Annotated in this window: 13 protein-coding genes and 1 riboswitch; of the genes, 6 read left to right on the plus strand and 7 right to left on the minus strand. The window is 48.3% G+C overall.

What is annotated here, in order from left to right:
• Window positions 1-4: 4 nt before the first annotated feature.
• From BMZ54_RS11950 to BMZ54_RS11960, 3 genes are all read left to right on the plus strand, one after another.
• The gene (locus tag BMZ54_RS11950) at window positions 5-709 is read left to right on the plus strand and encodes an urease accessory protein UreH domain-containing protein (RefSeq protein WP_089911125.1); all 705 of its coding nucleotides are present in this window, start codon (window positions 5-7) and stop codon (window positions 707-709) included.
• A 98-nt stretch (window positions 710-807) separates the two neighbouring features.
• Window positions 808-876, plus strand: a riboswitch (Fluoride riboswitch).
• A 131-nt stretch (window positions 877-1007) separates the two neighbouring features.
• Window positions 1008-2309, plus strand: coding sequence for a voltage-gated chloride channel family protein (locus BMZ54_RS11955; RefSeq protein WP_089911126.1), 1302 nt, complete (start codon window positions 1008-1010; stop codon window positions 2307-2309).
• Window positions 2310-2315: 6 nt separating this feature from the next.
• Complete coding sequence (locus BMZ54_RS11960; RefSeq protein WP_089911128.1) at window positions 2316-2717, plus strand: DUF3592 domain-containing protein; 402 nt, start codon at window positions 2316-2318, stop codon at window positions 2715-2717.
• A gap of 1 nt (window position 2718) precedes the next feature.
• Here the strand turns inward: BMZ54_RS11960 and BMZ54_RS11965 are convergent, their stop codons facing one another.
• Both BMZ54_RS11965 and BMZ54_RS11970 read right to left on the minus strand, forming a co-directional pair.
• Window positions 2719-3660, minus strand: coding sequence for a nitrilase family protein (locus BMZ54_RS11965; RefSeq protein ID WP_089911130.1), 942 nt, complete (start codon window positions 3658-3660; stop codon window positions 2719-2721).
• 63 nt (window positions 3661-3723) lie between these two features.
• Window positions 3724-4551 (minus strand): AraC family transcriptional regulator, encoded by an 828-nt coding sequence (locus BMZ54_RS11970; protein WP_143080981.1) that lies wholly within the window; start codon window positions 4549-4551, stop codon window positions 3724-3726.
• Between the two features lie 17 nt (window positions 4552-4568).
• On the opposite strand from BMZ54_RS11970, the gene BMZ54_RS11975 reads away from it, so the two are divergent.
• A complete protein-coding gene (locus tag BMZ54_RS11975; protein WP_089911135.1) occupies window positions 4569-5519 on the plus strand; it encodes an NADP-dependent oxidoreductase in 951 nt (316 codons plus the stop codon).
• Window positions 5520-5713: 194 nt separating this feature from the next.
• Here the strand turns inward: BMZ54_RS11975 and BMZ54_RS11980 are convergent, their stop codons facing one another.
• Both BMZ54_RS11980 and BMZ54_RS11985 read right to left on the minus strand, forming a co-directional pair.
• Window positions 5714-6262: a hypothetical protein gene (locus BMZ54_RS11980; protein ID WP_143080982.1), complete on the minus strand. Its 549-nt coding sequence runs from the start codon at window positions 6260-6262 to the stop codon at window positions 5714-5716.
• Window positions 6263-6551: 289 nt separating this feature from the next.
• A complete protein-coding gene (locus BMZ54_RS11985; protein WP_089911141.1) occupies window positions 6552-7502 on the minus strand; it encodes an aldo/keto reductase in 951 nt (316 codons plus the stop codon).
• Window positions 7503-7926: 424 nt separating this feature from the next.
• Between BMZ54_RS11985 and BMZ54_RS11990 the strand changes: the two genes are divergently transcribed.
• Window positions 7927-10098 (plus strand): bifunctional alpha,alpha-trehalose-phosphate synthase (UDP-forming)/trehalose-phosphatase, encoded by a 2172-nt coding sequence (locus tag BMZ54_RS11990; RefSeq protein ID WP_089911145.1) that lies wholly within the window; start codon window positions 7927-7929, stop codon window positions 10096-10098.
• A gap of 141 nt (window positions 10099-10239) precedes the next feature.
• On the opposite strand, the gene BMZ54_RS11995 is transcribed toward BMZ54_RS11990, so the two are convergent.
• Window positions 10240-12021 carry a glycoside hydrolase family 15 protein gene (locus tag BMZ54_RS11995; protein ID WP_089911148.1) on the minus strand — a complete coding sequence of 594 codons (1782 nt, stop codon included), beginning with the start codon at window positions 12019-12021 and terminating at the stop codon, window positions 10240-10242.
• 359 nt (window positions 12022-12380) lie between these two features.
• Between BMZ54_RS11995 and glk the strand changes: the two genes are divergently transcribed.
• A complete protein-coding gene (glk, locus tag BMZ54_RS12000; RefSeq protein ID WP_238386560.1) occupies window positions 12381-13445 on the plus strand; it encodes a glucokinase in 1065 nt (354 codons plus the stop codon).
• Window positions 13446-13459: 14 nt separating this feature from the next.
• Here glk and BMZ54_RS12005 read toward each other — a convergent pair whose 3' ends face one another.
• Together BMZ54_RS12005 and BMZ54_RS12010 are read right to left on the minus strand one after the other, a co-directional pair.
• A complete protein-coding gene (locus BMZ54_RS12005; RefSeq protein ID WP_089911157.1) occupies window positions 13460-14155 on the minus strand; it encodes a T3SS effector IpaJ family cysteine protease in 696 nt (231 codons plus the stop codon).
• Window positions 14156-14415: 260 nt separating this feature from the next.
• Window positions 14416-14838 (minus strand): phage tail protein, encoded by a 423-nt coding sequence (locus BMZ54_RS12010; RefSeq protein ID WP_162277524.1) that lies wholly within the window; start codon window positions 14836-14838, stop codon window positions 14416-14418.
• Window positions 14839-14885: the final 47 nt, after the last annotated feature.

Raw genomic sequence — 14885 nt, forward strand, 5'->3', positions numbered from 1 at the left:
AAATATGACTACAGAGCTCAGCGCATTAATACTCACTGCCATTACCATCAGCTGTATACATACTGTTACCGGCCCGGATCATTATGTGCCGTTCATTGCGCTATCGCAATCGCGGAAATGGTCGCCGGCTAAAACAGTGTTCTGGACTATTATATGCGGCATAGGGCATGTGGGCAGCTCCGTGTTATTAGGCCTGCTGGGCGTGTTCCTGGGATGGGAGATCTCTAAGATCAGCTGGCTGGAAGGCGTGCGGGGCGGCATTGCCGGCTGGGCGCTGCTGTTCTTTGGCCTGGCCTACCTGGTATGGGGCCTGCGCCGCGCTTACCTGAATAAGCCGCATAAACATTTTGATATGTACGAGGACGGCTCTGTGTATGTGTATGAGCATAAGCACGGGGAAGGGCCGGTGTATCCGCAGCAGCGTACCAAAGTAACCCCCTGGATCATATTCATCATTTTTGCGCTGGGGCCCTGCGAGCCGCTGATCCCATTACTTACTTATCCCGCTGCACAAAAGTCAACACTGGGCATTGTGCTGCTGATCGTAACCTTTACGGTATTTACCCTTATAACCATGGTGGTGATGGTAATGCTGGGGTATTACGGTTATTCTTTCCTGAAAACAGATAAGCTGGAACGTTATATCCACGCCATTGGCGGCGCTACCGTTACCATTTGCGGCATAGGCATGGTGTTTATGGGATGGTAGTGGTGAATGCTTAACGCTAAATTGCAGCGTAGGTGATGATGAAGGGTATAAAGTATTTCGCGTTAAGCGTTTTTGAATAATCACAATTAAATATTATTTTCACGCCAGGAAATGGTGTCTTCCTGCACAAGAACCGTCCGCTCAGGACTGATGGCGCCTACAAATAAAACAAAGATGAGGTTTGCTGGGAAGCGATGCGTGAAGTACTGCGTAAGAGCAGTAGCCGCACAACAATTTACCGGATAGGAAAATGCTTTAAACCAACCCGTCGCTTACTTGTGAAACTATTTGTAGGATTATGTATCAGAAAATCAAAACTTCTTTCGAGCAATTCTCTATCGCTAAACACTTGATCCGCTGGACTTTACTGGCAATTCCCCTAGCCTTAGTCGTAGGCTCGCTGGTGGCGTTATTCCTATGGTTGCTGGAGGAGGCTACCCGGCTGCGCTGGCAGCAACCGTGGTTATTATACCTGCTGCCCTTGGCTGGTATTGGCATTTACTTCCTGTATAAAAAGCTGGGTAAAAATTCGGAAGCAGGTAACAACCTCATTATGGAGGAAATACACCAGCCGGGCGGCGGTATACCTGCCCGTATGGCGCCCCTGGTGCTGCTCACTACCGTTATCACACACCTGTTTGGCGGCTCTGCCGGGCGGGAAGGTACTGCCGTACAAATAGGCGGCAGCATGGCGCACCTGCTGGGCCGCCGCATGCGCCTCACTGAAAAGGATATACGTATTTTACTCATGGCAGGTATTGCCGCCGGTTTTGGAGCGGTATTCGGTACCCCGCTTACCGGTGCGGTGTTTGCGCTGGAAGTGCTGGCCATAGGCACCATCCGGTATGATGCGCTGGTGCCCTGCCTGATAGCCGCCATATTTGCAGATATTGTCTGTTCCGCCTGGGGTATTCATCATACGCATTACCATATTGATTTTGTACCGCATAACAGCACACCTTTTTTGCCCTTCCTGCACATGGACCTCTGGCTGTTAGCTAAAGTGGTGCTGGCCGGTGTGGCTTTTGGCATGGCCAGCTACCTGTTTGCCAACAGCATGCACCTGATCAAACAATATGCGCAGCGTTACATACAACCGGCCTGGCTTATACCGGCTGCAGGCGGTGTGATCATCATTGCATTCAGCTGGGTGCTGGGTACCCGCGATTACCTGGGGCTGGGCGTTAGCAGCCAGTATCCATCCGGCGTAAGTATTTTAAATGCATTTCATGCAGGCGGCGCCACTACCTGGAGCTGGTTATGGAAACTGCTGTTCACCGCAATTACCTTAGGCATGGGTTTTAAAGGGGGAGAGGTGACGCCCCTGTTCTTTATAGGCGCTACATTAGGTAACACCCTGGCTATATTGTTAGGCGCGCCGGTAGACCTGTTTGCCGGTATGGGCTTCATTGCTGTATTTGCCGGCGCCACCAACACGCCCATTGCCTGTACCTTAATGGGGGTGGAGCTGTTTGGCACCTCCCATGTATTATACTTTGCCGTGGCCTGTTTTACCGCGTATTATTTCAGCGGGCATAGTGGTATTTATAGAGCGCAGCGCATGGCCGTACATAAAGGCGAAAGCTCAACCATTAAATAGTAAAAGATGCCTGAACTGAAGAGGAATGTATTTCTAATAATTGGAGCCGTTTTGGTGATCCTTTTCCTGGTGCTTACCAAAAAGGCCAGAAAGGTTATGAATAAAGGGATCCAGGTGCAGGGAGTTGTTTTTGATATTGTTAACGGCAGCACAGATCAGGCTATAACACAACATCCGGTTATACGCTTCCTGACCCTCAATAACGTATGGATCACGGAACCCTACTACAGCAGCACATTTCCTGTTTCCTTAAAAAAAGGACAAACAATAAAGGTGGTTTATAGCCCACGCGATCCAAAAGATTTTATCATTAAACCCGAAGGCATTGCATTATACCTGCCATTAGCCATTCTTATGCTGGGCTCTCTTTTTTTAATAGTAGGTGTTTATAAGCTATTACGGCCCTGAATTACATCCATACCACTTTCTGTTCGGCAATATGCGCCTGCCCTATGATGGCTGCATACAGCTCCGGCCTGCGGGCCTGCCGGTAGCGGTATCCGCCGGATTGCTGTAATTTCTCCACTGTGCAGGTAGCAATACTTATATCATTATCCAGCGCACGGCATTCTGCAATTACATCTCCAAACGGATCTAAGATCATAGAACAGCCATTCTTCAGCTGATCATCATCCATCCCGATAGGGTTAGAGAACACTACGTAAATGCCGTTATCATAAGCGCGTGCAGGCAGCCATTTCATTAACCAGCTGCGCCCTTTCATACCATCAAATTCCAGCCGCAATGAGGTAGGATCAGCCACGCGGTTATACCAGAGCTGCGGATCCACAAAGCCCGCCCCTGGCCGGGTAGAGGGGGTGCACATGGTAACATGCGGCATAAAAATAATATCCGCACCCAGCAGGGTAGTGGCACGTACATTTTCAATAATGTTATTATCGTAACAGATCAGGATACCGCACTTCCAGCCAAAGAGATCAAACACTACGTATTGATCGCCCGGTGTAAGATGCGGATTAATGAAGGGGTGCAGCTTCCGGTACTTGGCTACCAGCCCGTTCTTATCCACACATACATAGGCTTTGTACAAGCCGCCGCTAACATCTTTTTCAAACAAACCGGCCAGTATAGTAATGCCGGTTTCCGCGGCAATAGTTGTTAAGGCTTGTATGCTGGGGCCATCCGGAATGTGCTCCGCCAGCTCCAGCATTTGCTCTTTTGATAAATGTCGGGCAAAGGTGTAGCCGGTAACGGAACATTCATGGAAAGCAATCACCTGCGCGCCTGCCTGTGCGGCCTGTAAGGCCAGCTGGCGAATGATCTGCAGGTTATAGGATTTATCCCCGCTGCGGTGCTCAAATTGTGCAGTAGCAATTTTTAAAGGTAACATGTGCAGTTATTTACCCTGGCAAGGTAGTACGGCCCCTGGAAGTGAAATTGTAAAAACCCGACATTAAGCCGGCAGCTGCATAAAATTAATGGCCAGCAAACGGGTTTGGGTAAGATACTGGGTAGGGGTAATGCCTGCCAGCTGCTTAAATTCATGTATAAAATGCGCCTGGTCATAATAACCGGTTTCATAAGCCAGTTGGGTAAGAGAGGCCTCCGGTGTTTGCTGTATGCATTTCAATAAATACTGAAAGCGCATGGTGCGCAGGAATTGTTTGGGAGTTAACCCTACATGCGCGCGGAACTGCCGTTCCAATTGCCTTTCAGAAATGTGCAGGGTTTGGATGAGCTGCCCCACCTGCATCAGGCCATGCTGTTGTTGTATATGTGCCATAGCAGCGGTTAACAGCCGGCCGGCCGCGGGGTGCTGCTGTAATTTATGAATAAGAAAATGTTGAATGAGCTGTAAACGCTGCTGATCATTTTCAGCCAGCACTATTTTTTCTTCCAGCTGGCTGCCGGCAGCGCCAAAAATATCCGGCAGGCTAATGAGCTGATCGGTAAAAGTATGCGCCAGTATACCTGTTAATGTTTGCAGGGCATAAGGCTGCAACACCACTACCAGCATACCAATGGCGCCACCCGAAGCCAGGTCGTGGAACTGGCTGATCTGTCCGTATACAAAACTGCGCGGATGTACCGGCCCGGTATTGGAAAAAGCAGAGAACCGCGCTTTGTAATAGAACACCATGCCCGCATGCCCGTCCGGCGAAAGACGGTGGTGCTGCTGGGCAGGACTATCATTTTCCAATACCAGGAAATGTTTTACCAGTGATGTTAATATAGCAGGCGGCGCTATCTGCATAGTATAAAAGTAACTATCTTTAGTCACTCAAAAATTTTAATTGTATGAAAGCAGTTGCTGTTTCAAAATTCCGCGATACACTACAGGTTATGGAATTACCCCAGCCTGCAGTACGCGCGGGCATGATATTAATACGTGTAGCCGCTGCCGGTATGAACCCCTTTGACTGGAAAATGGTGGATGGTATAATGGATGGACACATGCCGCACCAGTTCCCGCTGATCATGGGCGTAGAAGGCGCAGGTACTGTAGTTGCCGTAGGAGAGGGCGTTACCCGTTTTAAGGAAGGGGATAAGGTGTACGGGCAATTCATTCACAGCCCTATTGGTGAAGGAGCATACGCGGAGTACGCAATTGTGCCGGAGAACAATGCTATCAGCGCAGCGCCGAAGTCTATAAACCTTACCACAGCTGCTGCTGTGCCTAATGCCGGTATGACCGCATTGCAGGCGCTGGAGCATGCCGGATTAAAAAAAGGACAAACATTATTAATAGTAGGCGCTACTGGCGGTGTGGGCTCTTTTGCCACGCAGCTGGCTGCCCTGCAGGGTATACAGGTAATTGCCACTGTAAGTGATGATGATGCCGCACAACGTATACAGCAGCTGGGCGCTGTTACCACAGTTAATTATAAAACGGGCTCCATTGCCGAACAGGTAAAACAAACTTACCCGGATGGTATTGATGGCCTGATAGACCTGATGAGTAAAAAAGATGCCTTTGCTGCAAACACAGCGCTGGTAAAGAACGGCGGCGTGGCTCTTACCACTGCTTTTGTGGCAGATGATGCTTTGCTGAAAGAGCGGAACTTACGTGGCGGTAATTTTGAAGTAAAAGGCAACCTTACCTCGCTGGATCAGCTTACCCAATTAATTGATGACGGTAAGCTACAGGTACCTGTGGGGCATACCATCACCCTGCAGGAAGTGCCCGCAGCCATTGCGCAAAGCCGCGCCGGACACGCCACCGGCAAAACAATTATTACGATGGACTAATTGTTTAATAATAATTAAGAATGAATAATTAATAATCGTTGGGGAGTTATATCGCAGTACGGATAATTGCAAAAAAGAGGAATGATGTTCTATGGCACCATTCCTCTTTTTTATTATCTTCAGAGAAGCTGCATTTTCTTGCACCAACATTCTCCGCTATTATTAATTCTTAATTATTCATTATTCATTCTTAATTAAAAGGTGACTTTATATACGCGGTACCCTTTGCTGTAGTTATTGGGGTCATGTTGTACACGAAGGGTCATGGTTGATCTGCCTGGAGATGCGGTGTTCAGCAGGGGCGGACCTTGTTCAAGCGCTGTCTCAAAGTCAGCTTTCACCTGGTCATTAAAGGGGGTAAGTGGGTAGCTGTTGTAGTAATATTTGTCCGCTTCCTTTCTCAGGCAGAAATATGAAAAAGGGCCCGCAGCACCAAATAATGGTAGCGCAAAGGTATCCAGGCCCTGGTATTTGTCCCGGTGGATGGTTTTTTTATACTCGAGCCAGTAAGAAGGGCCATCCTGCAGCGGCTCTTTGGGCTTAACCACTATTGCTTTAATGACGTACATATATCCCATTTCCCGCTCCGGAAAATTATTAACATAGGTATAAACCAATTCCTTTTTGTCTGTATTCAGAAATATCCTGGAATCGCCACCTGTTGTATAATGATCCAGGAATACTTCCACTTCCTGTCCGTTCTTCGGGTCCGAAGGGTCAAACTTGTCCTTGGAACAAGCCATAAATAAAAGGGCAATGAAAAAAAGAGAATAGAAATGTTTCATAGTACCAAATGATGATGATGGGCTAAGATGAAATATCCCTATTGGAACGGTTATACCGGAACAAATGTTACCCCTTTTTTAATTAATAATATAGGAGAATGTTACTTCAGGTAAACGGTTTTTCTCTGAAGTTATAAGTAAATAAAAAGGAATGGCGTTGTAGAGCATCATTCCTCTTCATTTTGCAGCTATCCGTACTGCGATATAGCTGCACCACGATTATTAATTCTTAATTATTCATTATTAATTAGAAGGCGCTTGCCTCATTGAGCTGGCTCATCGCTGCCTGGTCTAATCCCAGTTTAGAAGCCTGTAGCAGCTCCTCCAGCTGCGCTACGCTGGTGGCGCTGGCAATAGGCGCTGCAATGCCCGGGCGTTGCGCCAGCCAGGCAATAGCCACGCTGGCAGGATTGGTTTTATAACGTGCGGCTACTTCATCCAAAGCAGCCAGGATCTTCATTCCGCGATCATTCAGATAGCTCAATGCTTTTTGCCCGCGCGGGCTTTTGGAAATATCTGCCTTGGAACGGTATTTACCACTCAGGAAACCGCTGGCCAGCGCGTAGTAAGGTAGTACGCTTAAACCATGTTCCTCGCAAATAGGCATATACGAAGTTTCAAATTTCTGACGGTCGTACAGGTTATACTCCGGCTGTAAGGTTTCATAACGCGGGTAACCATAATCTTCGCTGTTATGCAGGGATAAGGTGAGCCTTTCCGGGCTCATATTGGAAGTGCCTATCACACGCACTTTGCCGGCTTTTATCAGCTCTGCATAGGTAGCCAGCGTTTCTTCTACCGGTGTGGTTTCTTCATCAAAATGTGTTTGGTACAGGTCTATATAATCTGTTTGCAAACGGCGCAGGGAATCTTCCACTGCTTTGGTAATATATGCTTTGGAGGTGCCTTTCTGCTGCGGCCCCATTTCACCGCCTACTTTAGTAGCTATGATCACCTGCTCCCGTTTACCACTTTGTTTTAACCAGTTACCAATAATGGTTTCCGATTCACCGCCTTTGTTACCGCTTACCCATTTGGAATATACATCTGCCGTATCTATCAGGTTAAAACCTGCGCCGGTAAAGGCGTCCAGCAATTTAAAAGAATTAGGTTCATCAACAGTCCACCCAAATACATTACCGCCAAATGCCAGTGGCGCCACTGTGAGCTCAGACCTGCCCAGTTTCCGTTTTTCCATCTTATATTAATTTTGATCTAATATTTCCCACAAAAAAGGTACCAGCATAAATCCACTCGCTAACATACAAGTAAGCAGCCCCGGCAAAAACTGGGGACATTGTCCTCATGCTCAGCTGAAAATGCAGCGTTCTCTACGCAAACCCATTATTAATGAAAGGAATATGATGAATGATCATAACTAACGGATACGACTATATTTTAAATTATTACTATTTTGCGGGCCGCTGCGTGCTGCTTACGTACATATCATTATAATCCGTTATCCGCCTGAGTCCAGGGAAACGCCAATCATAGCAGCCGGTTGGGAGGTTTGAACAAAAAAATTTAATGCAAACGCATAATTACCGGCAGGTGATTCCTGCAGGTATAAATATTTTTTAGCAAGGAACAGATTTTGTTAGACAAACGACATTTAACGTACTATGAGTAAGACCATTATTGTATCAAACAGATTGCCCGTAAGAACAACAGAAAAAGATGGAGAGTATGTATTGGCTCCCAGCGAGGGAGGGTTGGCTACCGGTTTGGGGTCCATTTACAGGGACGGACATAATGTATGGATCGGCTGGCCCGGACTGGAAGTAACAGAACAGAAAGACCAGGATCGTATTCAGCGCGAGCTGGCTACCATGAATCTGAAGCCGGTATATTTAACACAGGATGAGATCAATAATTATTACGAAGGATTTTCCAATGAAACCTTATGGCCGGTGTTCCACTACATGTCCACCTATGCGCGTTATGAGCAGTCTTACTGGGATTGTTATTATCGTGTAAATGAAAAGTTCCGGGATGTGATACTGGAAACCGCAGAACCGGGCGACATTATCTGGATCCATGATTATCAGCTGTTATTATTACCCGGCATGATACGCGCTGCGCTGCCGGATATTTCCATCGGTTTTTTCCTGCACATTCCATTCCCGTCCTTTGAGCTCTTCCGCCTGCTGCCCTGGCGTGCAGAATTGCTGGATGGCATGCTGGGCGCAGATCTGCTAGGCTTTCATACTTTTGATGACAGCCGTCATTTCATTAACGCCGTAACCCGTTTGCTGCCAATCAACGCATCGTCCAACGTATTAATGGTGAATGACCGTGCAGTAATTGCAGAACCTTTTCCCATGGGCATTGATTATGAACGGTACGGATCTATGGTGAATAATCCGGATGTGAAGGACCAGCTGAAACAGCTAAAAGATAATTTCAATGATATAAAAATGATCCTGTCTATTGACAGGCTGGATTACAGCAAAGGCATTCTGCAACGCCTGCAGGCCTATGAGCTGTTCCTGCAGCTGCACCCCGAGTATACAGAAAAAATAGTGCTGTATATGATCGTAGTGCCCTCGCGGGATAATGTGCCGCAATATATATACCTGCGCGATGAAATAGATAAGCTGGTAGGCGGCATTAATGCACGTTTCCGCACTATTAACTGGCATCCGGTGCATTATTTTTACCGCTCTTTTCCCATTGAAACATTATCTGCTTTATACCACTTTGCCGACGTTGGCCTGGTAACGCCCATGCGGGATGGCATGAACCTGGTAAGTAAGGAATACGTGGCCAGCCGTACTAATAATGATGGCGTTTTGATCTTAAGTGAAATGGCCGGCGCATCCCGCGAATTAATTGATTCGCTGATCGTAAATCCCAATAACATAGGCGCTATTACCCGGGCTATAGAAGAAGCGCTGGTAATGCCCAAACCGGAACAATACCGCCGTATGAAACAAATGCGGCAGGTAGTAGCCAAATTTAATATTGCACACTGGGTAAAACTTTTTATGACACGCTTACAGGAAGTAAAACAGATCCAGCAATCCATGCTGGCACGCCGCCTGAGCCCCGATATGCAGCATCAGGTACAGCAGCAATACCAGAAAGCCGAAAAACGCGCTATATTTTTAGATTATGACGGGACCCTGGTAGGGTTTAATGTGAACATAGACCTGGCTTCACCGGACCAGGAGCTGTATAAGCTATTACAGCAATTAACTGCCGATCCGCGTAATGAGGTGATCATGATCAGCGGCCGCAAACACGAAACCTTATCAGAGTGGCTGGGCAATATGAATATGGATCTCATCGCTGAACATGGCGCCTGGACCAAAAAGCAGGGCGCACGCTGGAAAAAGATCCCGGGGTTAACAGACCAGTGGAAACAGGATATCTACTCAACCCTGGACACTTATACAGACCGTACGCCCGGTGCTTTTATTGAAGAAAAAAGCTATTCGCTGGTGTGGCATTACCGTAAGGTGGAAGAAGGTTTGGGGGAGCTGCGCGCCAATGAGCTGACCAATACTTTACGTTATTATACCAATGATAAAGGACTGCAGGTATTGCCCGGCGATAAAGTAATTGAGGTAAAGAATGTTGAGATCAATAAAGGCCGTGCTGCCATTAACTGGCTGCAGGATCGCCACTATGATTTTGTAATGGCTATTGGCGATGATCATACCGACGAGGATATTTTCAAAGCCCTGCCGGAAGATACCATTTCCATTAAAGTAGGCAGCCAGGTATCTGCTGCGCGGTACTACCTGCGCAACTTTCATGAGGTAAGGCAGTTTTTGGCTACGCTGGTGTAGCTTCGCTGTCCGTGGTCGATGGTACATAGACGATGGCCTATGCACGTAAAACAGATTTTACATGCATAGGCCATTTTTATTTTTTGCAGTAATTGTCAGATGGAAGTATGCCATGGACCATCGGCTATGGACCATGGACTTTTACAAAAATATCGGAACATCCAGCTTCATCGCAATGCGGTACGCGGCATTCATCAAACCCACATGGCTATACGCCTGCGGGAAGTTGCCCCACTGGCTGCCGTTTTCTTCATCCACATCTTCGCTGAACAGCAGCAGGTGATTGGAGTATTGCAGCAGGTTCTCAAACTCGCGGATAGCATCATCCAGCCGGCCTACGCAGGCCAGCGCCTCTACGTACCAGAATGCACATACCAGGAAAGTGGTTTTGGGCTTGCCAAAATCATCTGCATGCAGGTAACGGTAAAATAATCCCTGCGGTGTTTTTAATTCTCTTTCCAGTCCTTCCAGGTGGTCTTTTGCTTTTTGGGAGAAGGGATCCAGGTAGTTCATCATGATCAGCTGCAGGGTACTGGCATCCAGGTGTTTGCTGCCTACAGCATGTGCATATACTTTCCGTACAGGGTCATAACAGTTCTCGATATGCGCGGCAGCACGCTGTTTCAGGGCAATAGCCTTTTCTACCAGCTGCTGATGGCCAATGGTGCGGGCCATTTTTTCCGCTGCGCAGCAGCCCGTCCACTGGAACAGGTTAGAGTAGCAGTGGGTGTTGGCCATGTTCCTGAACTCCCATATGCCGGCATCTTTTTCATCAATGGTACGCTCTATTTTTCCCAGCAGGTATTCTATCCACCAGGCAGAATCTTTTCTTTCAGAGAAAATAAAACGGTGATCGGTATACAACGGCAGCATGGAAATAAGCACCTGCCCGTAAATATCATTCTGTATATGCTCATAGGCCTGATTGCCTATGCGCACAGGCTGGTTGCCCATATAACCGGAAAGCTCCGGCAGTATCTGTTCTGTGAGCAGCTTTTGTCCGGTAATGCCATACAGCGGCTGATAGCGGTAATCGCCGGAAAGGGAAATATCCGTTACATAGCTAAAATAACGCTCCATTTCCTCAAAGTGGCCAATATGGTTTAAGGCGGTAATTACGTAATAGGTATCCCGCAGCCAGCAGTAGCGGTAATCCCAGTTACGGCCGCTGTTGGGAAACTCCGGCAGGCTGGTGGTGCTGGCGGCAATGATAGCGCCGGTATCCTCATACTGGTGGATCTTGAGGGTAAGGGCAGAGCGGATCACATAAGGCTGGTAAAAATTGGCGATGTTGGAATGTTTGATCCAGGTGCGCCAGTAGCTAACCGTTTCCCGTAAGAATGATTCCGCAGTGCTTACCAGCGGCGCTTCCAGCGGACTGCCATAGCTTAGCAGCAGGTAGCGGGTATCATTCAGCACAAAAGGCTGCTCATCCAGCAAATAATTAACGGGGATATTGGTGGTAAGGCGCAAACGTTCGCCGGCGCCTAAAAATTCTACGTGGTTGCTGCCCGGCTGCGGGTGCAGGGGCTGTGCACCATAATCGGTTACCGGTTTGCAGACTACGCGTATACGCGGGTTGCCTTCCAGCGGCTCTATTTTACGTACCAGTGTTAAGGGCTTAAAATAACGTTCGTACTGGAAAAACCGGGGCGCTACGTCGGTGATCAGGTATTTGCCATTGTTGCAGGTGATCTCCGTGCACAGTACATTGGTATTTTCCATGTAATACTGGCGGGAGGTGTATTCCCCTTCAGGCAGTATGGAGAACTGGCCGCCTTTATCTTTATCCAGCATGCCGCCGAATATAAAGGTGCTGTCCATCCGCGGCCAGCAAAGCCATTCTACATTGGTATTCCGGTGAATATGTGCTATGTAGGCACAATTTCCGATTATCCCGGTCTGATACGTATGTCTTTCCATGCAGCTAATTATAAATGCTTTACGCCCGTGCTAGTTAAATTGTTCATTTAGTATCAAAAGCTGTTCCAGAAAGCGAAAAGCATAAAGCATAAAGCATAAAGCAAAAAGCTCAAAGCAGAAAGCAAAAAGCTGAATGCCGCGGTTTGGGCAGCCAATGTATGCCTGTCCCCGTCAATACCTTTTAGCTTTCTGCTTTGGGCTTTCCGCTTTTTCCCTGCCAATGTATTCCTATCCTCATCAATACCTTTTAGCTTTCTGCTTTCCGCTTTCTGCTTTTCCCGGCCAATGTATTCCCATCCGCGTCAATACCTTTTAGCTTTCTGCTTTATCCTTTCAGCTCTTTCCCGTATTTTTATAACATGCAAACCACCAATGTTCAACAGTTCCTGCCGCGTTTTGCACGTATGACCCGCCAGTTGGGCAAAGCGCCATTGCACGTGCTGGCTGGCGACCTGGGCGGCACCAAAACCAGGCTGGCGCTTTTTGAAGCTTCCGAAGGCAGGCTGCAGGTAGTGGATGAGCAGGTATATGCCTCCCGTGAGTATACTTCTTTCCCCGAGGTTGTAAAAGGATTTATTGGCAAACAGGCCGGCCAGGAGCCGCAACGTATATGCATTGGCGTTGCCGGGCCGGTGATCAAGGGGAAAGTGGAACTCACTAATCTTTCCCGCGAACTTAATGTAACCGACATTCAGCATGCTACCGGTATAGCGGAAACCTCCCTGATCAATGACCTGGAAGCTACCGCCTACGGGCTGGCCACCCTGCAGAACGAGAGCCTGCTAACGCTGCACAGCGGCGCAGGCGATAACGGTGGTAACATGGCCATTATAGCCCCTGGTACCGGGCTGGGAGAGGCCGGACTGTTCTGGGACGGCGAGCTATATACTCCCTTTGCCACAGAGGGCGGGCACTGTGATTTTGCGCCGCGTAACGAGCTGGATATGGAGCTGCTGCAATATTTGCAGGAAAAGTACCAGATCGTAAGCTGGGAACGCCTGGTATCCGGCCCCGGTATTTATGATACCTTTAAATTCCTGCGCGATATACGCCATATGCATGTACCGGACTGGCTGGAAGAAGACCTGCTGAAAAAAGATCCCGCAGCAGTGATCAGCGGTCAGGCCATAGAGCAGAAAGTTTCCGTGTGCATAAAAACGATGGAGCTGTTTGTACGTTACCTGGCGCGGGAAGCCGCCAACCTGGTATTTAAAATGAAAGCCACCGGCGGTTTGTTCCTGGGCGGCGGTATTCCGCCCCGTATTATCCCCTTGCTGCAGGATAATACCTTTTACCATCACTACCTGCAGGGCGACCGGCTCATAGAGCTGCTGGCCTCTGTTCCCATCCATGTTATCAGCAATGATAAGGCGGCCCTTTGGGGAGCCGCCTATTACGCCGTGCATCAACAGCGCGTTGTGTAGATCAGTTGCAGTGCTCAATTCATTTGTAACCAAAGCCCGCTGAAAGCCATGTGGCAGGTCATGCCCTGGTGCCGGTAAGTTATTTGCGTAAGCGGGGTCAGGGACGTAATAGCATTGGTGCTGTAAGGCCCCACATACCCGGTAGCGGGGTCATAACATTCATGAGCGTTGATCACAACAGAGTGCATAAACTGGTCTACCACCAGCAGGTGCACGGCATTTAACAAGGGAAGCTGTGTATAACCGGCCGGGCCTGTGACGTTGGCATAAGCCGGGCCGGTGATCAGGTCAATTTCTGTTTGTAATAAGTTGGTAGTTTTACCATACCTGCTGTAATTGCTTACCTGCAGCAGGTTTAGCGCACTCTCCGCATTTTCATTATAGTGTACCCGTAACCGTTGCATCTCCATCCCAAATAAATTAGCCACGTAGGTTAAGGAAGAGAATGAATTGAAATCACTCACCGGGTTGCCATACCGGTAAGTAGCTGTGCGCTGCATAATATCCAGCGAGAGGTTGCCGGTGATCTGGTAAATGCGTTGTGCAAAGGCCTCCGGCCCCGGAAGGGTATAGCCCTGGGAAAGGTTACCGGTATCCAGCAGATACGGCATTTGTGCCAGTCCAAAGTGGCTGAAGGCAGCTGCCAGTGAAAAAGCGCCGCAGCTGTTCACAGTAGTTTGTTTTACACCGTTGTAGGCTACAAAGGACATATCCGGTTCAATTACGAATTATCAATTACTAATTACGAATAGATTGAAACGATTAAAGGCCATTGAAAATTCCGATGATCACCAACGCAAAGGCACTATTCAAGAGCAGTGGATGTACAGCTCATCGCGCTCTTATCAGGGTTCAAAAGCCCGGCACCACAGCAGCACAAAAGCATCATCAGGGTACCTGCTCCGCAACCGGGCGGTAACCGGTTGCGGGCCCCTTTTTGGTTCCTTTTTGGGGAAGCAAAAAGGAACAACTAAATGAATTTAATAATGTAATACACATACACATTACCCGGATGGGTAGTAATACCATTACGCAAAGCCGCTAACCCTACCGGTTGCTGAATGGTGCCCACATCGCTGCCCGGGCGGCCATTGGCCCGTTGGCGGGCCTTGGCTTCCGGATCGTTGCCACTGTTCATATCGGTCATGCAGAGTATATAACCACGGTAATCCGGTAAGCGGAATACGCCTTCCGGCTCCAGGCCTTTGTTGTATTGCGGGCCTATCACCTGGTATAGCAGCGGGTAGTCTTCGGCATACAATTGGCGGCCGTCGCATACCATCCAGCCATACGTTTCTATCAGCGTTTCAAAATCGGCCGGGCCATCTGCATCAGGATCCGCTATCTTCCCGGAAAAGGCCATCACAGCGCCTGGCGGTATGCCAAACGGCATGGATGGTAGTTGTGTAGGATAAACCATATATATTAAAAACTAAATGA

The sequence above is a fragment of the Chitinophaga rupis genome, from assembly GCF_900109685.1.
GTDB classification, from domain to species: Bacteria; Bacteroidota; Bacteroidia; order Chitinophagales; family Chitinophagaceae; genus Chitinophaga; species Chitinophaga rupis.